Here is a 26,468-nt window from a genome sequence, read left to right as displayed (position 1 = left end):
AACACCCAGAGGAGTTGGCAGAATGTCAAAAATCAAAGAAGTCATCGGTCGTGAAATCATGGATTCGCGCGGCAATCCGACCGTCGGCGTCGACGTGATCCTGGAATCCGGCGCCAAGGGCACCGCCGGCGTACCTTCGGGCGCGTCCACCGGCAGCCGCGAGGCCCTGGAACTGCGCGACGGCGACAAGAAGCGCTATCTCGGCAAGGGCGTGTTGAAAGCGGTCGGCAACGTCAACAGCGAGCTGAAAAAGGCGGTGATCGGCATGGAGGCGGTCGACAATCAGGCCGCCATCGACCAGAAAATGATCGATCTGGACGGCACCCCCACCAAGAGCCGCCTGGGCGCGAACGCGCTGCTGGGCGTGTCGATGGCCGCCGCTCACGCCGCCGCCGCTGAGAAGAAAGTCCCGCTGTACAAATACCTGAACCCCACCGGCCCCTATCATCTGCCGGTGCCGATGATGAACATTCTCAACGGCGGCGCGCACGCCGACAACAGCGTCGACATGCAGGAATTCATGATCATGCCGGTCGGCGCGCCGAGCTTCCACGAAGCGCTGCGCTGGGGCGCGGAAGTGTTCCACGCGCTGAAAGCCGTATTGAAGAAGCAGGGCATGAACACGGCGGTCGGCGACGAAGGCGGCTTCGCGCCCAACTTGTCGTCCAACGAAGCGGCGCTGGAAGTGGTGATGGAAGCCATCAAGAACGCCGGCTACACGCCGGGCAAGGACATTTATATCGCGCTGGATTGCGCCAGTTCCGAGTTCTACAAGGACGGCAAGTACACCCTGGAAGCCGAAGGCAAATCCTTCACCTCCAACGAGATGGCCGACAAGCTGGCCGATTGGGTCAGCCGCTATCCCATCGTCTCCATCGAAGACGGTTTGGACGAGAGCGATTGGGACGGCTGGGCTTATCTGACCAAGGTGCTGGGCAAGAAAATCCAATTGGTCGGCGACGATCTGTTCGTCACCAACACCTCGATCCTCAAGCGCGGCATCGATCAAGGCATCGCCAACTCGATCCTGATCAAGGTCAACCAGATCGGCACGCTGACCGAAACCTTGGCCGCGATCAAGATGGCCGCCGACGCCGGTTATACCTCGATCTCCTCGCATCGCTCCGGCGAGACCGAGGACACCACCATCGCCGATCTGGCCGTCGCCACCGCCGCCAGCCAGATCAAGACCGGCTCGCTCAGCCGCTCGGATCGCATCGCCAAATACAACCGCTTGCTGGTGATCGAGGGCGAACTGGGTTCCGCCGCAGTGTATCCAGGCAAAAAAGCGTTCCACGTTTTCCCGAGCTGAGCAGTCAGCGACTCGAACCGCATTTGGGTCTTGCACCTGACGCGAACCGAAACCTGCCTGAACGCCTCCAAGCCTTTTCTCAATGCCGAGCGCGGGCTTGGAGGCACCACTCAACCTTATCTAACGAGCCGCTGTGATTCCAAACTCGCAGTCCGCCAGATCAGCCAATCCATGCAGATTTTGGTCGCGGTTCTGATCGCCGCGTTGGTCGCGTTGCAATACTTGCTTTGGATCGACGAGGACGGCGTCAGGCAAAGCTATGCCTTGCGCATCTCCGTGCAGGCGCAAACCGAGCAAAACGTGGCGCTGAACGAGCGCAATCGCGCGCTGGAAGCCGACATCAAGGACTTGAAAACCGGACTGACGGCCATTGAGGAACGGGCGCGCTCCGAAATGGGCATGATCCGCCAAGATGAAACCTTCTATCGCCTACTGGAGCGGCCCATTCCTCCCCCGACCGCGCCCAAGGCTCCAGCCCAACCGACCCAGTGACCGCCCGTACTTCTCAAGCGATGCACACCGCCCGCCATTGGGTCCTGGTGCCCGCCGCTGGCGCCGGCAAACGACTGGGCGCGAGCATCCCCAAGCAGTATTTAACGTTGCTCGGCCGACCGGTCATCGCCCACACCCTGACCACCCTGCTGGAGCACCCTTGCATCGCCGGCGCGGTGGTCGCCGTGGACGCCGCGGATCGCTGGTGGCCGGGCATCGCCGCCGCACTCGCAACCGCCAAACCCGTACTGACTGCAACCGGTGGCGCGGAACGTTGTCACTCGGTTCTGAACGGCTTGAAGGTCTTGCGAGGACAGGCTTTACCGCAGGATTGGGTTTTGGTGCACGACGCCGCTCGGCCCTGCTTGCGGGAAACAGACTTGGATCGACTGCTGGGCGAGCTATCCGACGATCCCATTGGCGGACTGCTGGCGGCGCCGGTTCGCGATACCTTGAAACAGGCTGACACCACCGGCCGGAGCGAGACGACGGTGGACCGATCGCGGCTCTGGCACGCCCTGACCCCGCAGATGTTCCGCTTGCAGCCGCTGCACGATGCCCTGCGCTCGGCGCTGGCGCGCGGGCTGTTGGTCACCGACGAGGCGGCAGCGATGGAAGCAGCGGGCTTTTCACCGCGGTTGGTCGAAGGTCGGGCCGACAATCTCAAAATCACTCGCCCGGAAGATTTGGCCTTGGCGGAGTTTTTTCTGAGTCGCGCCGCCGCCACTCGCTAGCGAAGCTCTCCGAACAAAGGTCGTATGCGCATCGGTCACGGTTTTGACGTACACGCCTTCGGTGAAGGCGATTTCATCACCTTGGGGGGAGTTCGCATCCCGCACTCGCGCGGGTTGATCGCGCATTCCGACGGCGACGTGCTGCTGCACGCCCTATGCGATGCCTTGTTGGGCGCGGCCGGCTTGGGCGACATCGGCCGGCATTTCCCCGACAGCAGCGCGGAATTCAAGGGAATTGACAGCCGGCTTCTGCTGCGCCGGGTCGTGGCGCTGCTCTCAGGCCAACGACTGGCGGTCGGCAACGTGGACGCCACCATCATCGCCCAAAGCCCGCGCATGGCCCCGCATATTTCCGCCATGCAAGCGCACATCGCCTCCGATCTGAAAATCGCTCCAAACCAGGTCAACATCAAGGCGACCACCACCGAACGGCTGGGCTACATCGGACGCGGCGAAGGGATCGCCGTTCACGCCATCACCCTGTTGCTGTGACCGACGTTCGACCGACACGGGAGGCGGCCGCTTGCGAGCAATCCGCGGGATTTAAAGCCGGCGAGCGCTCTTGGGCTCCCGAGGCTTGTTTCGACTTTTGCCTTTCCGTTGCATTTTATCCTGATACATCGCGTGATCCGCCCGCCGTAAAGAATCTTCCAGCTCGGTGTGATTGTTGGCGATACCGGCGCCCAACGATAGGGAAACAGGCAGAGTTTGGTTGCGCTGGTTATAAGCATCCACCGCTTGGCGGATTCGGGCCATAATCGTCTCGGCGGTCGCGAAGTCGGTACCGTATAAAATAACGGCGAATTCATCGCCCCCGATTCGTGCCACTACGTCTTCAGTGCGCACCCCGTGCTCCAGCACGCGGGCAGCCCTTTGAATCAGCAGATCGCCGACCTGATGGCCGTAAGTATCGTTGACGGGTTTGAGTCCGTCCAAGTCGGCGATCACGAAGCAATTCGGATAATTCCGCATCGAGCGCAACCGTTCGAGCTCTTCGTTGAAGTAGGTCCGGTTAAAAAGCCCGGTCAGCGCATCGTGCAGGCTCAGATGGCGCACCTTTTCCTCGGCGATGCGTTTTTCCCGAAGACCCTGAATCATCTGATTGAAAGCGACGGAAAACTCCCCCAGATAATCCACGTGCTGGTCGAGGCTGCCCGCGGCGATTTGCTGGGTTTGCCAGGTCAAATGGCGCAGGTTGGATTGCAGTTGCTTGAGCGGGTCGAGCAGATGGTTGCGCGGCGGTGCCTCGTAGCTCAGATCTCCACTGGCGAGCGTGATGGTAAAACGCCGCAAGACTTCCATGTGCTCCAACAGGTTGTCAAAACTCTCAGCAAATGCCTGAAGGTCTGGAGACAGCGCGCCGGCGCGCAGCGGCGTCGCGCTGCGCGCGCCTAGCAACCTCTTGATCCTGTCGGCCGCCGCGGCCAAATAACGGCGATCCTGCTCGTTCACGCAACCTTTAAATCCGGCTTGATATCAAAACGACACGTTCGATCACCGGTCGCCCAGCAATCCACTTCCTTGGCGGAAAACGGTTTCCCCGTATAAGTGTAGAGCAGGCCGGCGATGAAGCCTTCATCATAATCGCAAACCGTGGTACCCGAAAGTGGCAATCCAGAGCAGTCCAAATCCTCCGAAACAGTCATGGTGAACAACAGATTGTCCAGGTTGGCCTTTTCGACGCGCAGCACGCCGATACCCAGCTCCCTGAGCTTGTCCTGCACTTCCATGATAAACGTGCTAAACGATTGATGGCGATCCAGCAAGTTCAAGCAAAACTCTCGACCCGCGATCCAGCCGGCGTCTTGCAGCATCTCCGCCGCTGCTGCATCGCCGTAGCGTTGGGCCAGGACTTCCCGCATCGTGTATTGCGCCAAGCGATAAACCACGACGGGCACACTTTGGCCCAAATTGGGGCGACCCAGTTCGATATCGCCGAGATCATCCCACTGAAAACTATAATTTTCACCAAAGCTTGGAATCATAATAGTAGCCCGTCGAAGGTAATTGATGTTAATGGATTGAGAAGCGCTATTCAGTAACTGATTACGAGCTACTGATCTAAGTTTTATACAGTTTAATGCTATAATTAGCAAAGCAAATATTATACCTATATTAAAATTAAAAGCTTTATGAATGAAAAATATTACATATATTGCGGCTGTCCTGCTCGCACTGGACAATAATGCTGCCCATGAACCTCGATCAGTCTCTACAGTCCGCAGCGAGCATGACCTCTTTTGAGGCTTTTGAACCGCTGGCCGCCTTAGCGGACTTCATCGAGCGCCATCGACCCCTGTTCGTTCTGACGGGCGCTGGGTGCAGCACCGATTCTGGCATTCCCGACTACCGGGACGCCAACGGCGACTGGAAACGCCAACAACCGATTCGCTACCAGGAGTTCGTCAACAGCGAACAAAGCCGACGGCGGTACTGGGCGCGCAGCCTGTTGGGCTGGCCGATGTTCGCCCGCGCCCGGCCCAACGTCGCCCATCTGGCGCTGGCTCGGTTGGAAACCGACGGCTTTATCCATCAATTGGTGACGCAGAACGTAGATGGACTGCACCAAGCAGCCGGCAGCCGGCGCGTGATCGACCTGCACGGCCGGCTCGATGCGGTCGTTTGTCTGAGTTGCCGCTACCGGGGCCCGCGCGAGGTGTTCCAACAGAACTTGGCGAAACGCAATCCCGCGTTCGTCATGCGGGTGTCTGCCATCGCCCCCGATGGCGATGCCGATTTAGAGGCGATGGATTTCAGCAGCTTCCAAATACTCGACTGTCCTGAGTGTGGCGGGATACTCAAACCGGCGGTGGTGTTTTTTGGCGAAACCGTGCCGACGCCGCGGGTCGAACGCGCCTGCCAGCGACTGGCTGAAGCCGGCGCCTTGCTGGTGGTCGGTTCGTCGCTGAGCGTTTTTTCGGGGTACCGCTTCTGCAAGCTGGCCACCGCTCGGGGCCAACCGATCGCCGCTGTCAATCTCGGCCGTACCCGCGCCGACGATGAATTGACGCTCAAGCTCGACGGGTCCTGCGGCCCTGCTCTGAGCGGTCTGCTGGAGCGGTTGGGCATGACGCCAACGGCTCTCGCTTCGCCCCCGGCCGTCCCGTGACGGCAACTCCGCCGATCGGTTCGGTCCGTCGCCTTGTGGCCTGTCTGCGCCAGTTCGGGAGCGCCGCTCTCGGCTCGGCGGTGCTGGTTCTAGCGGTCGGATTTGTGCTGCTGGTCGTGGATCGCTGGATGCCGCCGCCGTCGGAGCGCGGCCGTCAGACCTCCGCGTTGGTGCTGGATGCGCGGGGCCGCCTGTTGCGGGGTTTCACGGTCGCCGCCGGCAACTGGCGGCTGCCGGCGCGGCCCGAGGAGGTTGACCCCCTGTATTTGCGGATGTTGCTGGCCTACGAAGACCAGCGTTTCGCCAGCCATTTCGGTCTCGATCCGCTGGCGGTAGCGCGGGCGCTGGGCCAATGGCTGCGGCAGGGCCGGGTGGTGTCAGGCGCTTCGACCCTGACCATGCAAACCGCCCGTTTGCTGGAACCGCATTCGCGCGATGTGTTGGGCAAGATCGGCGAAATGGCGCGCGCCCTGCAACTGGAATGGCGTCATGACAAGACTGAAATTCTCGGCTTCTATCTGACGCTAGCGCCCTTCGGCGGCAATCTGGAAGGGGTGCGGGCCGCGTCCCTGGCCTGGTTTGGCAAGGAGCCCACACGATTGACGGCGGCGGAGGCGGCGCTGCTGGTGGTGCTGCCGCAAGCACCGTCGCGATTGCGCCCGGACCGATTTCCCGAACGGGCGCGGGCGGCGCGCGACAAAGTGCTGCTACGCATGGGGCAGCTTGGCGTGCTCGACGCGCGGGAGGTGTCGGAATCCCGTCAGGAGCCGTTACCTATCCGACGCCGCCTGACGCCGTTGCTGGCTCCGCACCTCGCCGGCCGGCTCCGGGCCACGCGCCCGCAAGCGGTGGCACATTTCACCTTCATCAACCAGGACTTACAGCAAACGCTGGAAGCGCTGGCCAAACAGCGACAAAGCCAGTTGGAACCGCAAGCCAGCATAGCGCTGTTGGTGGTGGAAAATCGCAGCCGGCGGGTGCGGGCCTATGTCGGCGCCAGCGATTTTTTCGATACGCGACGAGCCGGTCAGGTCGATATGGTCCGGGCGATACGTTCGCCGGGTTCGACGCTCAAGCCTTTGGTATACGGCTTGGCTTTCGACGAGTTGCTGATCCATCCCGAAACGCTGCTTGAAGATGTTCCCACCCGTTTCGGCGGTTACGCGCCCGCCAATTTCCACAATACTTACGCCGGACAATTGACGGTGCGCGAGGCCCTGCAACAATCGCTGAACGTTCCAGCGGTAGCGGTGCTGGAACACGTCGGACCGGCGCGAGTGGCGGCGCGGCTGCGCGAGGTCGGCCTGCCACCGCACTGGAATGCGGCTTATCCCCAACCGGGACTGCCGTTGGTGTTGGGGGGCGTGGGGATGTCGCTGGAACAATTGGTGACGCTGTACGCCGGTTTTGCCAACGGCGGTCTGATCGCGCCCTTACGCTTCAGCGAGGCTGACCCGGCAACATCCGGCCAGCCTCTACTGACGGAAGCAGCGTGCTGGTATCTGACCGATATCCTAGGTAGCGCGCCGCCGCCCGGCAGCCTCCTTTCTCCGAGCAGCGTGGCCCGTCCGCGCTCCATCGCCTATAAAACCGGCACCTCCTACGGCTTCCGCGACGCCTGGGCGTTTGGCTACGACGCCGATCATACCGTGGGCGTCTGGGTCGGCCGGCCGGACGGTTCGCCCAGTCCCGGTCATTACGGCCGCAATACCGCCGCACCACTGTTGTTTCGGGTGTTCGACCTGTTGCCGGAAGCCCAATCTCGACCCGTCGCGCCCCCTGCCGGCGTGCTGCAAGTCGGCCGCGAGCAACTGCCGGAACGGCTCCGCTATTTTCGGACCCGGCCGGCGGCGGCCACCGTCGATGCGCCACCGCTGGGCATCACTTTTCCGATAGCCGGCTCGACGGTGGAGCTCAGCGGTCGCGACGGCACGCTCGTCGAGCTGCCACTGGCCGCCAAAGGCGGCGTCAAACCGTTGCATTGGTTGGTCAACGGTCGGCCGCTCGGCGAAATGTCCTGGCGGCAGGAAGCCTTCTGGAAACCGGACGGTGAGGGTTTGGCGCGAATCGTCGTGCTGGATCAAGCCGGCCAGACCGCCACCGTCGAGGTGTGGATCAGCCGGAGCCCCTAGGGCGCTTTGGTCGCCAGACGACAAGATCGTCTTGCCATCAAGGCGTCGCCTTCAGCGCCGTACTTCCCCAAGGCATGATCGGAACCGCCGTGATCGAGTTTTTCGGCGAACCTTCGATCACGCGGTCGCTATAGACGATATAAACCAGCGTGTTGCGAGCCTCGTCCATAAATCGCACCACCTGCATTTTCTTGAAAATCAGCGAACGCCGTTCGCTGAACACTTCTTCGCCATCCTTGAATTTTTCCTTCATAGTAATCGGCCCGACTTGCCGGCAGGCGATGGACGCATCGGACGTGTCCTCGGCCAATCCCAAGCCGCCCTTGATGCCGCCGGTCTTGGAGCGGCTGACGTAGCAGGTTACGCCCTCGACCTTGGGATCGTCGAAGGCCTCGATCACGATCTTGTTATCGGGTCCCAACCATTTGAAAACGGTATCGACGCTGCCGATTTCCTCAGCGTGCGCCGCCAGCGCCAGCGCGCCATAGAGCAAGCTCCCCAACATAAGACGCTTCATGAACGATCTCCACGGATTGACAAGGTGGTTGGTGAGGATACCGTAACTTCAGGCATTCAGGGGATCATAAAAGCGTTGCCGCCGGCTTGAAGTCAGTAGGCGCTCACCCACTTCGACCCGTCACTGATACTCCCGCCAATATTCCGGTTGTGGGTCGCGACAGCCGTGGGTGGCGCGCTGGTAGCGATTGACGAACACGTCGCGCTGGATGAGATCGCCTTCTTGAGTGATGGCGAGATTCTCGCGCTGGGTTTCCTCGGTGTAATAGAACAGCGCCCGTTTGAGCTTGCAAAGTAGACTGTTATCGAGGTGGTAGCCCAGTTCAACCAAGGCGCGCTCGACGCCTTCCAAGGTGACGCAGCGCAGATCGTAGACCACCGCCAGCGTCTGTTCTGACAATAGACCGACGGTTTGAATGCCGGCCACGCCTTGCAACCAGCGCGCCGCCGAGCCCACCTGATCGGGGTCGGGGTGAAACCGGCAGAATTGGATGAGGCGGTGTTTGTACAGCTCGTCGGCATCGGCGTGCATCACGCCCTCCTCCAAGGCTGTTGAATCGCGGGCACCGTCCTTAGCAAAAACTCCACCTTAACCGTATACCTCAACCAGCCGGTTTTCAACCCGGCCAACGCCCGCAAGCGCAGCGGCTTACACCAGCGGTGTCCCGATGATCGGCAATTTCAACAAAACCGCGTCGTCGCAGCAGCGCAGGCACCGTTTCGCCTTGATCGTAGCCGTGCTCCAGCAGCAACCACCCGGCCGGCGCCAGATGATCGGGTGCCTGAGCGACGATAGCGCGGAGAGCGCTCAATCCATCCTCACCGGAGACTAGGGCTTGAGGCGGCTCGAAGCGCAACTCGCCCGCGCGCCAGCGGGGATCGCTGGCGGCGACATACGGCGGATTGGCGACGATCGAATCGAAGCGATCCCCGGCCAGCGGCGCGCACCAATCGCCTTCGCGGAATTGAATATGGCTGATGCCCAGCCGACTGGCATTACTGCGGGCGACGGCCAGGGCCGCCGGACTGCAATCGGTGGCGACGATCCGCGCCAGAGGACGTTCGACCGCCAGCGCCAACGCAATCGCGCCGCTGCCGGTGCCGAGATCGGCGATGAGTACCGGCCGACCCACCGGCAAATGGGCCAGCGCCAGTTCCACCAGCAGCTCGGTTTCCGGCCGAGGAATCAAGGTATCCGGTGTGACCTCCAGCTCCAGCGACCAGAATTCTCGCCGGCCGAGCAGATAAGCGACCGGTTCGCCGGCGAGCCGCCGCTCCAGCCAAGCCTTGAAACGAGCCGCTTGCGCCGAGGTCGGGACCTGCTCCGGCCACGCCAGCAGATAGGCGCGGGAGCGCTCCAATGTCGCCGCGAGCAGAACTTCCGCATCCAGGCGCGGCGCGGCGCTGGCCTGCGCCAAGCAGCGGGTCGCGCCGGCTAGCAATCCGGCCAGCGTCGCCCCATTCACTCGGCCAGCGCCGCCAGTTGATCGGCCTGATATTCCTGAATCAGCGGCTCGATGACTGCATCGAGATGCCCCTCCAGAACATCGCCGAGCTTGTACAGCGTCAGATTGATCCGGTGGTCGGTCACCCGTCCCTGGGGAAAATTGTAGGTGCGGATGCGTTCGGAACGGTCGCCGCTGCCGACCAGCAATTTCCGAGTCCGCGCCTGGGCGCTGGTCTGCTTCTCCCGCTCCGCCGCCAGCAGTTTCGCTTGCAGCAACGACATCGCCCGCGATCGGTTCTTGTGCTGGGAGCGTTCGTCCTGACATTCCACCACGATGCCGCTCGGCAAATGGGTGATGCGGATGGCCGAATCGGTCTTGTTGACGTGCTGGCCGCCCGCCCCGGAGGCGCGAAAGGTGTCAACGCGCAAGTCGCTGGAATTGATCTCGATTTCCTCGACTTCCGCCAGTTCCGGCAGCACCGCCACCGTGGCGGCGGAGGTGTGGATGCGGCCTTGCGCCTCGGTTTCCGGCACCCGTTGCACCCGATGCGCGCCAGATTCGAACTTGAGCCGCGAATAGGCCCCTTGGCCGCTGATGCGGCTGATAACTTCCTTGTAACCCCCGTGCTCGCCGGGACTGTCGTTCAGCAATTCCAACTTCCAGCCGCGCAGTTCGGCGTAGCGGACGTACATCCTCAACAGATCGCCGGCGAACAACGCCGCCTCGTCGCCGCCGGTGCCGGCGCGGATTTCCAGAAACACATTGCCAGCATCGTGCGGGTCGCGCGGCAACATCAACACTTGCAGCGCCCGCTCCTGTTCGGCGCGCCGCGCTTCGACGTCCAGCAATTCATCCTGCGCCAACGCCCGCAAATCGGGATCGCTGTCGGTCGTCATGTCGCGCGCCGAGCTCAGATCGTCCAACACGCGGCGGTAACCGTGAAAACCCTCCACTACCGGTTCCAGTTGGGCATACTCCACCGACAAGGCGCGAAAGCGGTCGTTGTCGTTGATGATGTCAGGTTCGGCCAGCAACGCGCTCACCTCCTCATGACGGGCCGCCAACTGCTCCAGTTTGGCCAACATCGACGGATTCATCAGCGGGAATTTCCATCGTTCAGCCGGTACAGGCTCTTGATCAAATTCAGCATTTCGGCATCGCCTCGGGCGGCGGCCTCGCGCAGGCCGGCGCAGGGCGGATGAATGAGTTTGTTGGTCAAGGCATCGGCCAGAAGGTGTAACGCCTCGGCGGGATTTTTGCCGTGCTCGATCTGGCGCAGCGCGCGCGCCAGGGCTTCGTCGCGCACCGCTTCAGCCCGCTGGCGCAGCGCGTTGATGCTGGCGACGCTGTCCTGAGCGCGCACCCAAGCCATGAAGTGTTCGACCTGATGGTCGATGATTTCCTCGGCCTGCGCGGCAGCGGCCTGTCGCGAGCGCAAATTTTCCTGAATGATGTCCTTGAGATCGTCCACCGTGTACAGATAGACGTCGTTCAACTCCGCCACGGCTGGCTCGATATCGCGCGGCACCGCCAAATCCAGCATGAAAATCGGCCGGCGCCGCCGCTGTTTCAAGCAAGCGCGCACTTGGGCCGCCGTCAGCATCAAACCGGGGCTGGCGGTGGCGGCGATGACGATATCGGCCTCACCGAGATGGGCGGGAATCTCATCCAACGCGATGGCGTAACCGGAAAAAGCCGCTGCCAGGATGTGCGCCCGCTCCAACGTGCGATTGGCGACCACCAGTCGGCCGATGCCGTTTTCGTGCAAATGGCGGACGACCAGTTCGGTGGTGTCGCCCGCGCCGATCAGCAGTGCGGTGCGCTTGGGCAGGTCGGCGAAAATCTGCTTGGCCAGTCCGACCGCCGCGAAGGCCACCGAGACCGGGCTGGCGCCGATGCGGGTGTCGGTGCGCACCTGCTTGGCGACCGCGAAAGTGTGCTGGAACAGTCGGTCCAGCAGCGAACCCAGAGTGCCAGCGCTGTTGGCGGTTTGATAGGCGGCCTTGACCTGACCGAGAATCTGCGGCTCGCCTAGCACCATCGAATCCAAGCCGGCGGCTACCCGCAAGATGTGGCGCACGGCGCACGGGCCAGAATGCTGGTACAGGTACGGTTGCAAATCCACCGCCCGCAGCAGGTGATAATCGCCCAACCATTGCACCACTTGGCGATCGTCGGCTTCTTTCAGACCGCAATAAAGTTCCGTACGATTACAGGTCGATAGAATGGCCGCCTCGCGAGCGCCGCCGTGGTCGAGCAAGTCCCGCAAGGCGGTATCGAGCCGCTCGGGCGCGAACGCCACCCGTTCGCGGACATCGACGGGCGCGGTCCGGTGGTTGAGGCCAAGCGCCAGCAGAGACATAAGGCTTTATGGGATCGGTCGGAAATATAATGGAATTCTGCGGGATAAAACCGTCCAATGACAAGGTCGTATTGCTAGAGCATGATGCAAACGGCCCGCCCCTCACGCTGCGAGGCCCTCGCGGTGACTGAGTAATCCGCTAGACCGCTGGTACAACCCGTTTCGGGCGTGGTTTCAGACGCCGGCGCCGAACGAGAGACATCGCTGACTGATGAACAGATTCTTGAAGCTATTGAGCCTCGGCGGCCTGCTGCTGCTGAGCGGTTGCGCCACGGTGGTGGACGCGCAAGCGCCGGAACAACCGGCGGACGCGCAAGCGCCGGAACAACCGACGCCGGAGTTTGAGATCCGCCCGCCGTTGCAACCCAGCCCCCGCGCGGAACTGACCTATCAAATCCTGGCGGCCGAGCTGGCCGGCAAACGCGACCAGCTCGCTGTCGCGCTGGCCAATTATCGTCAGGCGGCGACATCCACTCAAGACCCGCAAATCGCCGAGCGCGCGACCATGTTGGCCCTGCTGATGAAAGACAGCGCGGCCTCTCTGGAACTGGCGAAACGCTGGCAAACGCTCGCCCCCGATAACGATCAAGCCCGGCAGGCGCTGGCGCTGGCGCTGTTGCGCAACGGCCAAGTGGATGAAGCTACCGAGTATCTGGAAACGGTCCGACGGCTCGCCAGCGCCAAGGACAAGCAGCAGGGCTATGCGACTCTCGCTTCGCTGCTGAGTCAGGCGGACGACAAACCAGCGGCCCTGCGGGTGATGAAACATTTCCGCGACCGCAATCCCGGTTCGGCTTTCGCTCAATATTACTTCGCCTTGTTGGCGGCGGCTTCCGGCGACCGCGATCAGGCGCTGGCCAGTTTGGATCGGGCCTTGGCGCGCGATCCAAAACTGGCCTCCGCCCATCAGTTACGAACCCATATCCTGCTGGACCGGGGCGCCAACGACGCGGCGCTGGCGGGATTGACCAAGGCGGTTGGCAATTTGCCTCGCGACCGCAACCTGAGAATGAACTACGCTCGCTTGCTGATCGAGGCCGGCCAACTGGACAAGGCGCGCCGCGAGTTTTCGATCCTGCTCAATCAAAACCCCAAGGATACCGAATCCATCTACGCGCTTGGCCTGCTGGCGGCGGAAACCCGTCAGTTCGACTTGGCGCAAAGCTATTTTCTGGATTTGATCAAGCGCAATGCTCGGCTGGCGGATGCCTATTATGAACTGGGTCGGATCGAGGAACAGCGCGGGGCTTACGCCAAGGCGCGCGAATGGTATGGCAAGGTCAAGAACGAGGAGCGTTACTTGAACGCGCAGATGCGCCTGGGCGTGGTATTAGCCAAACTGGAAAATACCGATACGGTCGTCCAGCATTTCGATTCCCTACGCCGCGGCAACCCGCAAAGCAGCATCAATCTCTACCTCGCCGAATCGGAGGCGCTGCGGGAAGCGGACCACAATCAGGAGGCGTTCGACACGCTCGATCGGGCGCTGGCGCTCCATCCCAACGACAAGGATCTGCTCTACGCGCGCGCGCTGATGGCCGAGCGGCTCAGCCGACTGGACGTTCTGGAGCGCGATCTGCGCGCCATTCTGGTCATCGACCCCAAGAACGGCCAAGCGCTGAATGCGCTCGGTTATACCTTGGCCGATCGCACCGACCGCCATCAGGAAGCGTTGGGTTACATCGAACAGGCCCTGACGCTATTACCCGAGGACGCCGCCGTGCTCGACAGCATGGGTTGGATCCAATATCGCTTGGGCAATCCAGTCAAGTCTCTGGAGTTCTTGCGCCGGGCCTACCGCATCAATCCAGACGCCGAGATCGCCGCCCATCTCAGCGAGGTCTTGTGGGTCAGCGGCCAGCGCGAGGAAGCCAGACGGATCTGGCGATCGGGGTTAAGCAAGCAGCCCGACAGCCGCCACCTGCGCGAACTTCAGAAGCGGTTTGGGTGGTAGAATCTGGCGATGCGTTCACCGTTGGATCGTTGCTTCCCCCTCTCCTCCCCAGCCAGACCGGCGACCCGCTACGTCGTTCGTTGGCTCGCCGTGCTGGCCATCGGGTGGCTGACAGGCTGCGCCATTTCACCGCCGACACCTTCCGGCGACCAAAACGCCTGGACCGCCCGCCAGAAGGAGCTGGCGCGCCTGAACCACTGGCAGGCGGTCGGCCGCATCGGCGTGGTGAACGGTCAGGACGGCTGGCACGCCCATTTTCAATGGACTCAGGAAGAACCGGACTACCGCATCGACCTGATCGGCCCGCTCGGCCAGGGTCGGGTGCTGATCCAGGGCGGCGGGCGGCAGGTCAGCCTGCAAACCCAGGACGGTCAAAACCAGACCGCTCCAGACCCCGATACCCTGCTGGAGCGATCCCTCGGCGTGCGCCTTCCGGTCGATGGCCTGCGTTACTGGATTCGCGGCCTGCCGGGACCCGGCCCCATCACCGCACTGCAAGTTGATGGGAGCGGCCGTTTGACTCATCTGGAACAGCAGGGCTGGACCATCGACTATCCAGCCTACGCGCCGGCCCCCTCCCGCGAGTTACCCGCCCGCATCACGGCCCGCCGCCAGGAATTGAGCGTCAAGCTGGCGATCGAGCAATGGACTCTCTAACTCTGGAGCCCGCCGCCTGGCCCGCGCCGGCCAAGCTCAACCTGATGCTGCGAATCGTCGGGCGACGAGCGGACGGTTATCACTTGTTACAGACCGTCTTCCAGTTTTTGGACTGCTGCGACTGGTTGTGGTTTTCTCCGCGAGAGGACGGCCGCATCGAGCGGGTGGGCGAGGTGGCTGGCGTACCCCCGGACGCTGATTTGACCGTCCGCGCCGCCCGCCTTTTGCAGCAAGCGACAGCCCAGCGCGCGGGCGCGACCATCCGCATCGCCAAGCAGTTGCCACTCGGCGGCGGCCTCGGCGGCGGCAGCTCCGACGCCGCCACCACGCTGGTGGCGTTGAATCACGTTTGGCAAACGGGCTTGACGCTGGCTGAACTGGCCGAATTGGGCTTGCGGCTGGGCGCTGACGTGCCGGTATTCGTGCGCGGTCGGGCCGCTTGGGCGGAAGGGGTCGGGGAACAACTGACCGCCATCGATCTCGACGAACCGTGGTTCCTGGTGCTGACGCCGGGCTGCCACGTCGCCACCGACGCTATCTTTGCCGACTCGGAATTGACAAGAAACTCACCCCCCATCAGAATATCCGACTTCTTACAGGGCGCCGGCGGCAACGATTGCGAGACAGTCGTTTACCGTCGCCATCCGGAAGTCGCCGCCGCCGCGGCCTGGTTGTCACGGCATGGACCGGCGCGCTTGACCGGTACCGGGGCGTGCGTTTTTGCCGCCTTTTCCGATCAGGCCAGTGCCGGGCGGGTTTTGAGCCAGTTGCCGCCGGGGTTGACTGGATTCATCACCCGAGGACGCAACCGTTCGCCGTTGCACGCGCGCTTGCCGCGGGAGCGTGATGTACCCACCTGAAGCGCTACGGAATTCTTGGGCCGTCGCCAAGCGGTAAGGCACCGGATTTTGGATCCGGCATTCCCAGGTTCGAATCCTGGCGGCCCAGCCACCCTCCCAAAGCCAACTGACAGCGGGGCAAACTCGTCGTGTACGAAGGTCGCATGATGGTATTCGCGGGCAACGCCCATCCAAAACTGGCCCGCGATATCGTCCATCATCTCCAACTGCCGCTCGGTCAGGCGGTGGTCGGCCGCTTCAGCGATGGTGAAGTCATGGTCGAGCTGATGGAGAACGTGCGCGGCAAGGATGTCTTCATCGTCCAGCCCACCTGCTATCCCACCAACGACAACATCATGGAATTGCTGGTGATGGCCGATGCGCTGCGGCGCTCCTCGGCGGTGCGGGTCACGGCGGTCATCCCCTACTTCGGCTATTCCCGGCAGGATCGCCGGCCGCGTTCGGCGCGGGTGCCGATTTCCGCCAAGGTGGTCGCCAACATGATCACCAGCGTGGGCGTGGACCGGGTGCTGACGGTGGACTTACACGCCGATCAGATCCAAGGTTTCTTCGATCTGCCGGTGGACAATATCTATGCCACGCCGATGGTGTTGAGCGATATCCGCGACCAGCAGCTCGGCGATCTGATGGTGGTGTCGCCGGACGTCGGCGGCGTGGTGCGCGCCCGCGCCCTCGCCAAGCGCTTGGACGATTCCGAGCTGGCGATCATCGACAAGCGCCGACCGGCGCCGAATCAGGCACAAGTCATGCACGTCATCGGCGATGTCGAAGGCCAGCATTGCATCGTGGTGGACGACATGGTGGACACCGCCGGCACCTTGTGCCTGGCCGCCAAGGCGTTGAAGGAATGGGGCGCCGCCTCGGTGCGCGCTTACTGCACCCACGCGGTGCTGTCCGGTTCGGCGGTCACCAATATCCGCACCTCGATGCTGGACGAACTGGTCATCACCGATACCATCCCGCTGCGACCTGAAGCGCTCGCTTGTCCGAACATTCGCCAGATCAGCGTGGCCGGGCTGTTGGCCGAAACCATGCGCCGCATTCATCTTGAGGAATCCGTCAGCTCCCTGTTCATGTAGGCTGTATCCCGCGTCACTCGACCGAGTGGGCGGCTCACCCAAACGACGTGCCTGGTCGCGGGCGCGTCGTGTTTTTTTAACCCGATGGAGTGATTTCGATGAGCGTTACCTTTGAATTGAAAGCCGAACCGCGCGGTGATTTGGGGAAAGGTGCGAGCCGCCGCCTGCGCCGCGCCGGTAAGGTGCCGGCCATTGTGTACGGCGGCGGGCAGGACCCGCAACCGTTGGTCCTGAATCATCTGGACGTGCTCAACCAATTGAAAAATGAGGCCGTCTACTCGCATGTCCTGACTCTAAATTTCGGCGAGCGCAGCGAAAGCGTCGTGCTGCGCGACATGCAGCGTCATCCTTTCAAGCCGACGATCCTGCATATCGACTTTTTGCGGGTCAGCGCCGACCGTAAGCTGCGGGTACATGTACCGCTACACTTTCTCAACGAGGAAACAGCGCGCGGCGTCAAGCAACAGGGCGGCATCGTCAGCCGCGCGTTGATCGATGTCGAAATCACCTGTTTGCCCAAGGATCTCCCAGAATTCATTGAGGTCGATATCCTCGAATTGGGGATCGGTGACGCCCTGCATCTTTCGCAGATTTCGTTGCCGGCCGGCGTGGCGTTGGCCACCCAAATCGAAGCCGGCTCCGAACAGGATATCGTCGTGGTCAGCATCCATCATGCGAAAGGCGGCGAAGAAGAGCCGGGCGCGGATGCCGCGGCGGCGACGCCCGAGGCTTGAGCTGGGAGCATCCCTTGTCCGTTCCTTTGCCCACGTCCAATACAACCTTCGCGCGAGGCGAAAGCAACGAACGATTATCGCCGCTTCGGTTGGTCGTGGGCTTGGGTAATCCGGGTCCACAATACGCCGAAACCCGCCATAACGCGGGTTTTTGGCTGGCCGACGCACTGGTCCGCCAGCAGTCCGGACACTTTCGTCCCGAAGCCAAATATCACGGCGACGCTTGCCGCATCGTGCTGGACGGACGGGAGGTGTGGCTGCTCAAACCGATGACCTTTATGAACCGCAGCGGTCAGGCGGTCGCGGCGCTGGCCCGTTTTCACCGCATCGCGTTGCCCGAAATTCTGGTGGTGCACGACGATCTGGACTTACCGGTGGGCACGGCGCGCTTGAAGCGGGCCGGCGGGCACGGCGGGCACAACGGCTTGCGCGATCTGATCGCGCAGCTGGGCGGCAACGACTTCGCGCGCCTGCGGCTCGGTATCGGCCATCCCGGCGACAGCCGCGACGTTTTGGACTACGTGCTGCGCCGCGCGCCGCAGGCGGAACGGGTGCTGGTCGAGGACGCCATCGCCGATTCGCTGCGCGAGTTGCCGCGCATCGCCGCCGGCGATTGGGCTAAAGCCATGCAAGTCTTGCACAGCCGGCGCGTCGAACCCTCCCCCGCTCCGGCGGCTCCTTCCGCAACCTGAGTCACAAACTCCATCATGGGCATCCAATGCGGCATCGTCGGCCTGCCGAACGTCGGCAAATCCACTTTGTTCAACGCGCTGACCAAGGCCGGCATTCAAGCCGAGAATTATCCATTCTGCACCATCGACCCCAACGTCGGCGTGGTGGCGGTGCCCGACCCGCGCTTGCAGGCGCTGGCCACCATCGTCAAACCGCAGAAAATCGTGCCGACCACGGTGGAATTCGTCGATATCGCCGGCTTGGTGGCGGGCGCGTCCAAGGGCGAAGGATTGGGCAATCAATTCCTGGGCCACATCCGCGAAACCGACGCTATCGCGCAGGTCGTGCGCTGCTTCGCGAACGATGATGTGATTCACGTCTCCGGCAAGGTCAACCCGCGCTCCGATATCGAAACGATCAATACCGAACTGGCGCTGGCCGACTTGGCGACGGTCGAAAAAGCGCTGTTGCGCGCCGAGAAAGCGGCCAAGGCCGGCGGCCGGGAAGCGCTGGAACGCAAGGCGGTTTTGGAGCGGGTGCAAGCGCATTTGGACACCGGCGTGCCGTTGCGCACCTTGGCGCTCGCCGCCGAAGAACGCGAACCGTTGCGCGAATTGTTTTTACTGACCGGCAAACCGGTGCTTTATGTGGCCAACGTCGCCGAAGACGGCTTTGAGAACAACCCGCTTTTGGATCAGGTGCGAGAAATCGCCCGCTTGGAAGGCGCTGGCGTGGTGCCGGTGTGCGCGGCCATCGAAGCTGAACTGGCCGAATTGGATGATGCGGATAAAACGGAATTTCTGGCCGATTACGGCTTGACCGAACCCGGTTTGGATCGGGTGATTCACGCGGCCTACGCGCTGTTGGGCTTGGAAACGTATTTCACGGCCGGACCCAAGGAGGTCCGAGCTTGGACGGTGCGGGCCGGCTCCACCGCGCCGCAAGCGGCCGGCGTGATTCATACCGATTTCGAGCGGGGTTTCATTCGGGCCGAGGTGATCGCTTACGCTGATTACATCGCCTATCACGGCGAAGCCGGCGCTCGCGAGGCCGGTAAATGGCGGCTAGAAGGCAAGGAGTATGTCGTGCAGGAAGGCGATGTGATGCACTTCCGGTTCAACGTTTGAGATTATCAGGATCTTTGTTCTTGACGCTGATCGGTGTCGCGCCGATAATTATGGGCTCTTTGCAAGCCCCTCCTCTGTATGGCTACGTAGCTCAGGTGGTTAGAGCACGGCACTCATAATGCCGGTGTCGGTGGTTCAAGTCCACCCGTAGCCACCAAAATCAGCTCTCCCTTTCGACTCAACCGACGATCTGATATCCGCCATACAATGGCTCAGCATCGGATATCCGCGAGTTCAATCCGTTTTTGCGGTAGGCTATCCCCGCATCCATGCGGGATCAAGCACAGTTATTGAGCTTTACTTCTCCAATAATATCCGCAACATCCTTCTCAGCGGCTCCGCCGCGCCCCACAGCAACTGATCGCCGCAGGTGAACGCGCCGAGATAGGTCGGCCCCATGTTGAGCTTGCGCAGCCGGCCCACTGGGACGCCGAGCGTGCCGGTGACAGCGGCCGGCGTCAGTTCGCGGATCGAACGCTCTCGTTCGTTGGGGATCACTTTCACCCAATCATTGGCCGTGCCGATCATGTCTACGAGTTCATCCAGCGGTGCGTCCTTGGTCAGTTTGATGGTCAACGCTTGACTGTGGCAGCGCATCGCGCCGATGCGCACGCAAAGTCCATCAATGGGAATCGGCCGGTCAGAGCGGCCTAGAATCTTGTTGGTTTCGGCCTGACCTTTCCATTCTTCCTTGCTCTGGCCGTTCTCCACCTGTTTGTCGATCCAGGGAATCAGGCTGCCCGCCAGCGGTACGCCGAAATGTTCGGTCGGCAGCGCGCTGGAGCGGATGGTTTCCGCCACCGTGCGGTCGATTTCCAGAATCGCCGAGGCCGGTTCGCCCAACCGATTGGCCACTGAACCGTGAATGACCCCCATCTGCTGGATCAGCTCGCGCATGTTCTGCGCGCCCGCGCCGGATGCCGCCTGATAAGTCATCGCGCTCATCCACTCCACTAGCCCGTGCGCGAACAGACCACCCAAGCCCATCAACATCAGGCTGACCGTGCAGTTGCCGCCGATGTAATCCTTCACACCCCGCGCCAGCGCCTCGTCGATCACCTTCCGATTCACCGGGTCGAGGATGATGACGGCATCGTCTTTCATCCGCAGCGCCGAGGCAGCGTCGATCCAGTAGCCTTTCCAACCGGCGGCGCGCAGTTGCGGGTAAATCTCGTTGCTGTAATCGCCACCCTGGCAGGTGATGATGGCATCCATCGCTTTCAGTTCGGCGACGGATTTGGCGTCTTTCAAGGTCGACGTGTCCTTGCCGATCGCCGGGCCGCGCCCGCCGACGTTCGATGTGGTGAAAAATACCGGATCAATGTGGGCGAAATCATTTTCCGCCAGCATTCGATCCATCAGCACGGAACCCACCATGCCGCGCCAACCCACCAAACCGACTCGCATCATCAACTTACCCTCAATTCAGAAATGTAATGTGGAAGCTTTTCAATAAAGTTTCACATCAGCCTTGATTTATTGATTCATCGCCAAAGATGTACTGCAAATCGATCTCAGTTTCCGCAAAGGGAGCTATGGGTGCTTTGTGAATATGTTTATCAACACCGTATTCGACGGAAAAGGTCACATGATACTTTTCATTTTCTAGCTCGTAGGCAATGAGTGTTTTGTCTTCCGGGGAAATCACCCAGTAGTAAGGTGTCTTGCTCCGTTGCAACAGCATAAAATGATGAAATAAATCTTTTCTTTTGTAACCGGGAGAGGTGATTTCACAAACCCAATCAGGAATGATCGTCATCATTCCCGAAGGTCTACGCGGCACCCGCTCTTTCCGCCATCCAGCGAGATCGTGATTCGGGCATTGATGCTCGCTGCACTGAAGGCTGATCTCCGTCATGATCCACCAACCGCCGAAGCCATCTTTCCGCTTGAACAGCGAAATTTCATCAGAAATATTCGACTGGATAAGGGTGTGCTCGGAACGCGCCATGGGGCGCTTGATGATTTCACCGTTGATTAACTCAATCCGTTCTTCAGCAGATTGCAGCAAATCACTCAAAGTCTTCAGTTTATTTATCTTCAAAACGTTTTTATTTTAAAATCTAGTTCCTAATTAATTAGACCAAATTAAAGACTTCCTAAATCTTTCAATGGGATGAAAGGCATTTCGGAAGAGAACTAGCTGGAGCTAGCTTGTAAGTTGGCCGTTCCACTAAACCTTTATCAGCAAATTTCTCAAACTTCTGATGTAATTCTTCAATACGTAATCTTCGATGCACAGGTATTTTAGCTTGTACTTCTTCAAGAATATTTTCTAACTTCTTCTTGTCGGACATGATCTTATCTCCTACAGCTGTGCATAAAGAAAGGAGCTTCTTGTTTTTCAACGTATTCCATGAGCAACTCACTGTACATTCTTATAATCCTTCTCAGTTCTTTTTCATAAGTGAAATCTTCAATTTCAAGCTTAAGTGTTTCCTGTAAGGTTTTGATGCCAATCATTCGCCCATGAGAGTGCCAAATCTTATTATCACTCAATAGCTTTGCAATTTTCTCGGCTCGTTGTTGTTTCTGTTTATCTGTAACTGGCGTTCCAGGCTTTGTTGTTCTATGATTTTTCCAATCCTTAAATTTATATTTAACCAACCACATCTTTAATAAAGATATTGATAGCTCCCTGGCCTGTTCATATCTACTTAGCATGGCCAAATCTAAGCTTTTTAGCATAATTAGCTCAGCATCTGTTAGCCCTTCTTTGGATTGAGATTTTCTTATAAATTCATTAACTTTATCTATATAACCAAGTGCAGGAACCAATCTTCCATCATATGTTTGAACTTGTGGATCAATAGGCCCAAGAGACGATGCATAATCCATATAAATCTTATCGCCTGACATACAGAAAATAGTTCCAGCCGACATAGCCGCATTGGGAACAATAAAATAAACTTCCTCATAGTGATGACGAATAATTTCTACCATTTTCTCAACTGCTTCCGCCACTCCTCCTGGAGTACTTAATACTAATACCAATCGTTTTTTATGAAGTTGATTCTCAGATTTAATTTCAATTAGAGTTTCGACAAATTCTAAAAAATCTTGTAGAAATACTGGATGTATTTGACCCACATATGCAATAACATCACATTGAAAATGTTCTTCAAGTAAACTACCATAATGTCCCAATGCATGACTAACATGGCTGTCAAGAGTTCTCATTAATTTAATCTTCTTCTAAAATATACAAAGATTTTTATAAACTACGTACATAAACATTTTTTGCTTGTCCTACATTATAGAATGATTGCTGAAATAAGCATTCATCACATCGGAAAATGGAATATTTAGAACTTTTATATAAACCAATAATTTATCTTGCATCAATCCCCTACCAACGCCGCCACCACCGCATCGCCCATCGCCTGCGTTCCAACCGGCGTCATCCCTTCGGCCATAATATCCAGTGTCCGCAAACCTTGATCCAGCACCTGACTGACAGCGTGTTCCACCCGCGCGGCGTGTTCCGGCTCATTCAAGCTATGGCGCAACAGCATCGCCGCCGACAAAATGCTCGCCAACGGATTGGCTGCGCCTTTGCCCGCAATGTCAGGTGCGGAGCCGTGAATCGGTTCATATAGCCCCTTGCCCTTCGCATCCAGTGAGGCCGAGGGCAACATGCCGATGGAGCCGGTCAGCATCGCGGCGCAGTCGGACAGAATGTCGCCGAACAGATTGCCGGTCACAATCACGTCGAACTGCTTGGGCGCGCGGACCAGCTGCATCGCGGCGTTATCCACATACTGATGAGACAGCGCCACATCCGGATAATCCCGCGCTACTCGCTCGACCGTTTCCCGCCATAGTTCGGACGTTTCCAATACGTTGGCCTTATCTACCGAACAGAGCTTGCGGTGACGTTTGCGCGCGGCCTCAAACGCCACCCGTGCAATCCGCTCGACTTCGGATTCGCGGTAGAGCATGGTGTTGAAACCTTCCCGCTCGCCGCTTTCCAAGGTACGGATGCCGCGCGGCTGGCCAAAATAAATGTCGCCGTTCAACTCGCGCACGATCAGCACATCCAGGCCGGCCACTAATTCCGGCTTGAGCGAGGATGCCGCCGCCAGTTGCGGAAATAGCGCCGCCGGGCGCAGATTGGCGAACAGTTCCAGATCGCTACGAATTGCCAGCAAGCCACGTTCGGGGCGCAACGGCCGCTCCAGCGTGTTCCACTGCGGGCCACCGACCGCGCCAAGCAGAATGGCGTCGGCCTCATGCGCTTGACGGCGAGTTTCCGCCGGGTACGGCTCGCCCAACACATCCACCGCGCAGCCACCGAGCAAGCCGTACTCCAGCGTAATATCCAGCCCATATTCCTGTTGCAAGCATTGCAGGATTTTCGCCCCTTCCGGGGCGATTTCCGGGCCGATGCCATCGCCGGGCAGCACCAACACTTTATGCGTCATCTCATTTCCTGCAAGTCGTTGAAGATAGTGCCATCAACCCCGTAGGGGCGACCGGCCGGGCAGGGACGGCCAACCGGGTAGGGGCGACCGGCCGGTCGCCCCTACTCAGGCAAACAACCACGGCGCGTCCTGCCGCCGCCGGTTCTCGTAAGCGCGAATCTCATCGGCGTGGCGCAAGGTCAGGCCGATGTCGTCCCAGCCGTTCAACAGGCATTCCTTGCGGAACGGATCGACCTCAAAGCCGAAAGTCTCGCCGCCCGGCGTTTTTACCGTCTGCGCCGCCAAATCCACGGTCAGCCGATAACCCGGCGTCGCTTCGACCTCGCGGAACAAGCGCTCCACGAAATCGGCATCCAACTTGATCGGCAACAAGCCCGATTTGAAGCTGTTGGAGAAGAAAATATCGGCGAAACTGGGCGCGATCATGCAGCGAATGCCGTACTCCTCCAGCGCCCACACCGCGTGTTCACGCGAAGAGCCGCAGCCGAAATTCTCCCGCGCCAGCAGGATGGTTGCGCCCCGATAGCGTTCCTGATTCAGACTGAATTCGGTGCGACGCGGCCGATGGGTGCAATCCATGCCTGGCTCACCGTGGTCGTGATAACGCCATTCGTCGAACAGAAAATCACCGAAGCCGGTGCGCTTGATCGACTTCAAAAACTGCTTGGGGATGATGGCGTCGGTATCGACATTGGCCCGATCCACCGACACCACCAAGCCATCCAATTGGGTAAAGGATTTCATGCATCAAGCTCCCAGCCGCGTTTAGCGGCCCATTTCAAATGGTTCCAGCACTTCGGTTTCTTGCTCGGCGGCGGCGATCCACGCTTTGAGATGCGGATCGGCCATGAAATTGGCTACGTAGTCATCGACCACGCCGGGCCGATTGACGCCATAAGGCACGAAGCGCAGCACCACCGGCCCGAACATGGCGTCGGCGATGGAAAACGCGCCAAACAACCACGGCCCGCCCGTGCCAAAGCGTTGACGACAATCCGTCCAGATGGCGGCGATGCGGTCGATGTCAGCGGCGATTTCTGGCGTCACCGGCACGTTGCGACCACGGGCGCGAGCGTTCATGGTCATGCTGGTGCGCAAGGCGGTAAATCCGGCGTGCATTTCGGTGCTGATCGAACGCGCCACTGCCCGTGCTTTGGGATCGGACGGCCATAGCGTCGGCACCTGCTCCGCCAGATATTCACAAATCGCCAGCGATTCCCACACCACGAACTCGCCTTCGCGCCAGGCTGGCACCTTGCCGGATGGCGAGTAGTGGCGGATTTGCGCTACTGAATCCGGCGTATACAGCGGAATGCGGATTTCCTCGAAGTCGATTCCGCCATGCCGCGCCGCCAGCCACGGCCGCAACGACCAGGAAGAATAGGCTTTATTACCAATCACTAATTGCGGACGCATCACGCTGGCTCCTAAAAGTGGCGGACATCGACGAAATGCCCGGCCAGCGCCGCCGCCGCCGCCATCGCCGGACTCACCAGATGAGTGCGACCGCCCACACCCTGCCGACCCTCGAAATTGCGATTCGAGGTCGAGGCGCAATGCTCGCCCGCCAACAAGCGGTCGGCGTTCATCGCCAGACACATTGAGCAACCCTGCTCGCGCCATTCAAACCCGGCGGCGGTGAAAATCTGATCCAGCCCTTCAGCTTCCGCTTGCTGCTTCACCAAACCGGAACCCGGCACCACCAAGGCTTGTTTCAAGGTCGATGCGACTTTGCGACCTTTGATGACCGCCGCCGCCGCCCGTAAATCCTCGATGCGGCCGTTGGTGCAGGAACCGATAAACACCCGATCCAGCTTGATTTGTGTCATCGGTGTATTCGGCTGTAACCCCATATACCGCAAGGCTTGTTCGATGCTCTGGCGCTTGACCGGATCGGCTTCACGGCTCGGATCGGGCACCGCGCCATCAACCGAGGTCACCATTTCCGGCGAAGTGCCCCAAGTTACTTGCGGTTGCAGCGTCGCTGCGTCGAGCGGGATAACTTTATCGAAATGAGCGTCGGCGTCGCTATGTAACTCGCGCCAGGCGGCAACCGCCCGTTCCCACACCTCACCTTGCGGCGCAAACGGCCGACCTTTGATGTAGTCGATGGTTTTCTCGTCCACCGCCACCATGCCCGCCCGCGCCCCGGCTTCAATCGCCATGTTGCAGATGGTCATGCGGCCTTCCATGCTCAGCGCCTGAATCGCCGAGCCGCCGAATTCGACCGCGTAGCCGGTGCCGCCCGCTGTGCCGATTTGGCCGATGATCGCCAGAATAATGTCCTTGGCAGTCACGCCCGGCCCCAATTGACCATCGACCCGTACCAGCATCGACTTAGCTTTTTTCTGGATCAGGCATTGGGTCGCCATCACATGCTCGACTTCAGAGGTGCCGATACCGAAAGCCAGCGCCGCAAATGCGCCATGGGTCGAGGTGTGCGAATCGCCACAGACGATGGTCATACCGGGCAAGGTCGCGCCCTGCTCCGGGCCGACCACATGGACGATGCCGCGCCGTTGATCCCCAATCGGGAAATAGCGCAAATTCAGATTGCGCGCGTTGGCGTCCAGGGTTTCGACCTGGAGCCGCGACACCGGATCGGCGATGGTGGTGAAACCGGGATCGGTCGGGGTGTTGTGATCCGCCATCGCCACCATCGATTCCCGCCGCCACGGCTGACGGCCGGTCAGCTTCAAACTCTCAAACGCCTGCGGTGAGGTGACCTCATGCACCAAGTGGCGGTCGATATAGAGCAGCGTGGTGCCATCGGGATCAGCGTGCACCACATGCGCGTCCCAGAGTTTGTCATACAGGGTTTTACCGGCCATTGTTTCGTTCCTCATTCAAGATATT

Annotated in this window: 28 protein-coding genes and 2 tRNA genes; 15 read left to right on the top strand and 15 right to left on the bottom strand. The window is 60.1% G+C overall.

The genetic code is table 11. From position 1 onward, the window contains the following. The first annotated feature begins 22 nt into the window (after nucleotides 1–22). From eno to ispF, 4 genes are all read left to right on the top strand, one after another. On the top strand, nucleotides 23–1,312 hold the full coding sequence (gene eno, locus IPK09_01750) for a phosphopyruvate hydratase (GenBank protein ID MBK7982336.1): 1,290 nt from the start codon (nucleotides 23–25) through the stop codon (nucleotides 1,310–1,312). A 171-nt stretch (nucleotides 1,313–1,483) separates the two neighbouring features. Continuing rightward, nucleotides 1,484–1,804, top strand: coding sequence for a cell division protein FtsB (gene ftsB / locus IPK09_01745; GenBank protein MBK7982335.1), 321 nt, complete (start codon nucleotides 1,484–1,486; stop codon nucleotides 1,802–1,804). Between the two features lie 20 nt (nucleotides 1,805–1,824). Further along, nucleotides 1,825–2,538 carry a 2-C-methyl-D-erythritol 4-phosphate cytidylyltransferase gene (gene ispD / locus IPK09_01740; GenBank protein MBK7982334.1) on the top strand — a complete coding sequence of 238 codons (714 nt, stop codon included), beginning with the start codon at nucleotides 1,825–1,827 and terminating at the stop codon, nucleotides 2,536–2,538. A gap of 24 nt (nucleotides 2,539–2,562) precedes the next feature. Further along, entirely contained in the window at nucleotides 2,563–3,030 is a 468-nt protein-coding gene (ispF, locus tag IPK09_01735; GenBank protein MBK7982333.1) for a 2-C-methyl-D-erythritol 2,4-cyclodiphosphate synthase, read from the top strand. Between the two features lie 51 nt (nucleotides 3,031–3,081). On the opposite strand, the gene IPK09_01730 is transcribed toward ispF, so the two are convergent. Further along, nucleotides 3,082–3,990: a GGDEF domain-containing protein gene (locus IPK09_01730; GenBank protein MBK7982332.1), complete on the bottom strand. Its 909-nt coding sequence runs from the start codon at nucleotides 3,988–3,990 to the stop codon at nucleotides 3,082–3,084. Further along, the gene (locus IPK09_01725) at nucleotides 3,987–4,523 is read right to left on the bottom strand and encodes a 4-vinyl reductase (protein ID MBK7982331.1); all 537 of its coding nucleotides are present in this window, start codon (nucleotides 4,521–4,523) and stop codon (nucleotides 3,987–3,989) included. Before IPK09_01725 ends, IPK09_01730 begins: the two co-directional genes overlap by 4 nt. Nucleotides 4,524–4,768: 245 nt before the next feature. Here IPK09_01725 and IPK09_01720 point away from each other — a divergent pair, with 245 nt between their 5' ends. After that, nucleotides 4,769–5,647: an NAD-dependent protein deacetylase gene (locus IPK09_01720; GenBank protein MBK7982330.1), complete on the top strand. Its 879-nt coding sequence runs from the start codon at nucleotides 4,769–4,771 to the stop codon at nucleotides 5,645–5,647. Between the two features lie 128 nt (nucleotides 5,648–5,775). After that, nucleotides 5,776–7,779 carry a penicillin-binding protein 1C gene (gene pbpC / locus IPK09_01715; GenBank protein MBK7982329.1) on the top strand — a complete coding sequence of 668 codons (2,004 nt, stop codon included), beginning with the start codon at nucleotides 5,776–5,778 and terminating at the stop codon, nucleotides 7,777–7,779. A gap of 37 nt (nucleotides 7,780–7,816) precedes the next feature. On the opposite strand, the gene IPK09_01710 is transcribed toward pbpC, so the two are convergent. The 5 genes from IPK09_01710 to IPK09_01690 all read right to left on the bottom strand — a co-directional run bounded on the left by IPK09_01710 (nucleotide 7,817) and on the right by IPK09_01690 (nucleotide 12,105). Then, nucleotides 7,817–8,296, bottom strand: coding sequence for a CreA family protein (locus IPK09_01710; protein MBK7982328.1), 480 nt, complete (start codon nucleotides 8,294–8,296; stop codon nucleotides 7,817–7,819). A 120-nt stretch (nucleotides 8,297–8,416) separates the two neighbouring features. Next, nucleotides 8,417–8,827, bottom strand: coding sequence for a hypothetical protein (locus IPK09_01705; protein ID MBK7982327.1), 411 nt, complete (start codon nucleotides 8,825–8,827; stop codon nucleotides 8,417–8,419). An 85-nt stretch (nucleotides 8,828–8,912) separates the two neighbouring features. Next, on the bottom strand, nucleotides 8,913–9,737 hold the full coding sequence (gene prmC / locus IPK09_01700; GenBank protein MBK7982326.1) for a peptide chain release factor N(5)-glutamine methyltransferase: 825 nt from the start codon (nucleotides 9,735–9,737) through the stop codon (nucleotides 8,913–8,915). A gap of 20 nt (nucleotides 9,738–9,757) precedes the next feature. Beyond that, the gene (gene prfA / locus IPK09_01695; protein MBK7982325.1) at nucleotides 9,758–10,840 is read right to left on the bottom strand and encodes a peptide chain release factor 1; all 1,083 of its coding nucleotides are present in this window, start codon (nucleotides 10,838–10,840) and stop codon (nucleotides 9,758–9,760) included. After that, on the bottom strand, nucleotides 10,840–12,105 hold the full coding sequence (locus IPK09_01690; protein ID MBK7982324.1) for a glutamyl-tRNA reductase: 1,266 nt from the start codon (nucleotides 12,103–12,105) through the stop codon (nucleotides 10,840–10,842). Before IPK09_01690 ends, prfA begins: the two co-directional genes overlap by 1 nt. 211 nt (nucleotides 12,106–12,316) lie before the next feature. On the opposite strand from IPK09_01690, the gene IPK09_01685 reads away from it, so the two are divergent. The 9 genes from IPK09_01685 (at nucleotide 12,317) to IPK09_01645 (ending at nucleotide 19,345) form a co-directional block, all read left to right on the top strand. Next, a complete protein-coding gene (locus IPK09_01685; protein ID MBK7982323.1) occupies nucleotides 12,317–14,059 on the top strand; it encodes a tetratricopeptide repeat protein in 1,743 nt (580 codons plus the stop codon). Between the two features lie 9 nt (nucleotides 14,060–14,068). Continuing rightward, nucleotides 14,069–14,716: an outer membrane lipoprotein LolB gene (gene lolB, locus IPK09_01680; GenBank protein MBK7982322.1), complete on the top strand. Its 648-nt coding sequence runs from the start codon at nucleotides 14,069–14,071 to the stop codon at nucleotides 14,714–14,716. Beyond that, the gene (gene ispE, locus IPK09_01675) at nucleotides 14,704–15,576 is read left to right on the top strand and encodes a 4-(cytidine 5'-diphospho)-2-C-methyl-D-erythritol kinase (GenBank protein ID MBK7982321.1); all 873 of its coding nucleotides are present in this window, start codon (nucleotides 14,704–14,706) and stop codon (nucleotides 15,574–15,576) included. The genes lolB and ispE overlap by 13 nt, the downstream gene beginning before the upstream one ends. Before the next feature lie 16 nt (nucleotides 15,577–15,592). After that, nucleotides 15,593–15,667 (top strand) — tRNA-Gln (locus IPK09_01670). 52 nt (nucleotides 15,668–15,719) lie between these two features. Next, the gene (locus IPK09_01665; GenBank protein MBK7982320.1) at nucleotides 15,720–16,655 is read left to right on the top strand and encodes a ribose-phosphate pyrophosphokinase; all 936 of its coding nucleotides are present in this window, start codon (nucleotides 15,720–15,722) and stop codon (nucleotides 16,653–16,655) included. Between the two features lie 98 nt (nucleotides 16,656–16,753). Next, nucleotides 16,754–17,389 (top strand): 50S ribosomal protein L25/general stress protein Ctc, encoded by a 636-nt coding sequence (locus IPK09_01660; GenBank protein ID MBK7982319.1) that lies wholly within the window; start codon nucleotides 16,754–16,756, stop codon nucleotides 17,387–17,389. A gap of 26 nt (nucleotides 17,390–17,415) precedes the next feature. Further along, entirely contained in the window at nucleotides 17,416–18,081 is a 666-nt protein-coding gene (pth, locus tag IPK09_01655; protein ID MBK7982318.1) for an aminoacyl-tRNA hydrolase, read from the top strand. Between the two features lie 15 nt (nucleotides 18,082–18,096). Continuing rightward, nucleotides 18,097–19,188, top strand: coding sequence for a redox-regulated ATPase YchF (gene ychF, locus IPK09_01650; protein MBK7982317.1), 1,092 nt, complete (start codon nucleotides 18,097–18,099; stop codon nucleotides 19,186–19,188). An 80-nt stretch (nucleotides 19,189–19,268) separates the two neighbouring features. Then, nucleotides 19,269–19,345, top strand: a tRNA-Met gene (locus IPK09_01645). 140 nt (nucleotides 19,346–19,485) lie between these two features. Here IPK09_01645 and asd read toward each other — a convergent pair. The 8 genes from asd to leuC form a co-directional block, all read right to left on the bottom strand. Then, nucleotides 19,486–20,598, bottom strand: coding sequence for an aspartate-semialdehyde dehydrogenase (gene asd, locus IPK09_01640; GenBank protein MBK7982316.1), 1,113 nt, complete (start codon nucleotides 20,596–20,598; stop codon nucleotides 19,486–19,488). 55 nt (nucleotides 20,599–20,653) lie between these two features. Beyond that, nucleotides 20,654–21,232 (bottom strand): Uma2 family endonuclease, encoded by a 579-nt coding sequence (locus IPK09_01635; protein MBK7982315.1) that lies wholly within the window; start codon nucleotides 21,230–21,232, stop codon nucleotides 20,654–20,656. Between the two features lie 64 nt (nucleotides 21,233–21,296). Beyond that, nucleotides 21,297–21,485: a hypothetical protein gene (locus IPK09_01630; protein ID MBK7982314.1), complete on the bottom strand. Its 189-nt coding sequence runs from the start codon at nucleotides 21,483–21,485 to the stop codon at nucleotides 21,297–21,299. A 4-nt stretch (nucleotides 21,486–21,489) separates the two neighbouring features. Further along, nucleotides 21,490–22,368 carry a serine dehydrogenasease gene (locus IPK09_01625; protein ID MBK7982313.1) on the bottom strand — a complete coding sequence of 293 codons (879 nt, stop codon included), beginning with the start codon at nucleotides 22,366–22,368 and terminating at the stop codon, nucleotides 21,490–21,492. A 161-nt stretch (nucleotides 22,369–22,529) separates the two neighbouring features. Then, nucleotides 22,530–23,612 carry a 3-isopropylmalate dehydrogenase gene (gene leuB, locus IPK09_01620; GenBank protein MBK7982312.1) on the bottom strand — a complete coding sequence of 361 codons (1,083 nt, stop codon included), beginning with the start codon at nucleotides 23,610–23,612 and terminating at the stop codon, nucleotides 22,530–22,532. 105 nt (nucleotides 23,613–23,717) lie between these two features. Then, nucleotides 23,718–24,356 carry a 3-isopropylmalate dehydratase small subunit gene (gene leuD / locus IPK09_01615; protein MBK7982311.1) on the bottom strand — a complete coding sequence of 213 codons (639 nt, stop codon included), beginning with the start codon at nucleotides 24,354–24,356 and terminating at the stop codon, nucleotides 23,718–23,720. Nucleotides 24,357–24,377: 21 nt separating this feature from the next. Then, nucleotides 24,378–25,028, bottom strand: coding sequence for a glutathione S-transferase family protein (locus tag IPK09_01610; GenBank protein MBK7982310.1), 651 nt, complete (start codon nucleotides 25,026–25,028; stop codon nucleotides 24,378–24,380). A gap of 11 nt (nucleotides 25,029–25,039) precedes the next feature. After that, the gene (gene leuC, locus IPK09_01605) at nucleotides 25,040–26,443 is read right to left on the bottom strand and encodes a 3-isopropylmalate dehydratase large subunit (GenBank protein ID MBK7982309.1); all 1,404 of its coding nucleotides are present in this window, start codon (nucleotides 26,441–26,443) and stop codon (nucleotides 25,040–25,042) included. Between the last annotated feature and the right edge of the window lie 25 nt (nucleotides 26,444–26,468).

This window comes from Candidatus Competibacteraceae bacterium (assembly GCA_016713505.1).
Classification (GTDB): domain Bacteria; phylum Pseudomonadota; class Gammaproteobacteria; order Competibacterales; family Competibacteraceae; genus Competibacter_A.
The sequence above is the reverse complement of the archived record's forward strand: the minus strand, read 5'-3'. Positions and strand labels throughout refer to the sequence as shown.

Excerpts from the sequence above, each read along its gene's own strand:
- eno (MBK7982336.1), top strand. The coding sequence starts at position 23 with ATGTCAAAAATCAAAGAAGTCATCGGTCGTGAAATCATGGATTCGCGC.
- ftsB (MBK7982335.1), top strand. The coding sequence starts at position 1,484 with ATGCAGATTTTGGTCGCGGTTCTGATCGCCGCGTTGGTCGCGTTGCAA.
- ispD (MBK7982334.1), top strand. The coding sequence starts at position 1,825 with ATGCACACCGCCCGCCATTGGGTCCTGGTGCCCGCCGCTGGCGCCGGC.
- ispF (MBK7982333.1), top strand. The coding sequence starts at position 2,563 with ATGCGCATCGGTCACGGTTTTGACGTACACGCCTTCGGTGAAGGCGAT.
- IPK09_01725 (MBK7982331.1), bottom strand. The coding sequence starts at position 4,523 with ATGATTCCAAGCTTTGGTGAAAATTATAGTTTTCAGTGGGATGATCTC.
- IPK09_01720 (MBK7982330.1), top strand. The coding sequence starts at position 4,769 with ATGACCTCTTTTGAGGCTTTTGAACCGCTGGCCGCCTTAGCGGACTTC.
- pbpC (MBK7982329.1), top strand. The coding sequence starts at position 5,776 with ATGCCGCCGCCGTCGGAGCGCGGCCGTCAGACCTCCGCGTTGGTGCTG.
- IPK09_01710 (MBK7982328.1), bottom strand. The coding sequence starts at position 8,296 with ATGAAGCGTCTTATGTTGGGGAGCTTGCTCTATGGCGCGCTGGCGCTG.
- IPK09_01705 (MBK7982327.1), bottom strand. The coding sequence starts at position 8,827 with ATGCACGCCGATGCCGACGAGCTGTACAAACACCGCCTCATCCAATTC.
- prfA (MBK7982325.1), bottom strand. The coding sequence starts at position 10,840 with ATGAATCCGTCGATGTTGGCCAAACTGGAGCAGTTGGCGGCCCGTCAT.
- IPK09_01690 (MBK7982324.1), bottom strand. The coding sequence starts at position 12,105 with ATGTCTCTGCTGGCGCTTGGCCTCAACCACCGGACCGCGCCCGTCGAT.
- IPK09_01685 (MBK7982323.1), top strand. The coding sequence starts at position 12,317 with ATGAACAGATTCTTGAAGCTATTGAGCCTCGGCGGCCTGCTGCTGCTG.
- lolB (MBK7982322.1), top strand. The coding sequence starts at position 14,069 with ATGCGTTCACCGTTGGATCGTTGCTTCCCCCTCTCCTCCCCAGCCAGA.
- ispE (MBK7982321.1), top strand. The coding sequence starts at position 14,704 with ATGGACTCTCTAACTCTGGAGCCCGCCGCCTGGCCCGCGCCGGCCAAG.
- IPK09_01665 (MBK7982320.1), top strand. The coding sequence starts at position 15,720 with ATGATGGTATTCGCGGGCAACGCCCATCCAAAACTGGCCCGCGATATC.
- IPK09_01660 (MBK7982319.1), top strand. The coding sequence starts at position 16,754 with ATGAGCGTTACCTTTGAATTGAAAGCCGAACCGCGCGGTGATTTGGGG.
- ychF (MBK7982317.1), top strand. The coding sequence starts at position 18,097 with ATGGGCATCCAATGCGGCATCGTCGGCCTGCCGAACGTCGGCAAATCC.
- asd (MBK7982316.1), bottom strand. The coding sequence starts at position 20,598 with ATGATGCGAGTCGGTTTGGTGGGTTGGCGCGGCATGGTGGGTTCCGTG.
- IPK09_01630 (MBK7982314.1), bottom strand. The coding sequence starts at position 21,485 with ATGTCCGACAAGAAGAAGTTAGAAAATATTCTTGAAGAAGTACAAGCT.
- IPK09_01625 (MBK7982313.1), bottom strand. The coding sequence starts at position 22,368 with ATGAGAACTCTTGACAGCCATGTTAGTCATGCATTGGGACATTATGGT.
- leuB (MBK7982312.1), bottom strand. The coding sequence starts at position 23,612 with ATGACGCATAAAGTGTTGGTGCTGCCCGGCGATGGCATCGGCCCGGAA.
- leuD (MBK7982311.1), bottom strand. The coding sequence starts at position 24,356 with ATGAAATCCTTTACCCAATTGGATGGCTTGGTGGTGTCGGTGGATCGG.
- IPK09_01610 (MBK7982310.1), bottom strand. The coding sequence starts at position 25,028 with ATGCGTCCGCAATTAGTGATTGGTAATAAAGCCTATTCTTCCTGGTCG.
- leuC (MBK7982309.1), bottom strand. The coding sequence starts at position 26,443 with ATGGCCGGTAAAACCCTGTATGACAAACTCTGGGACGCGCATGTGGTG.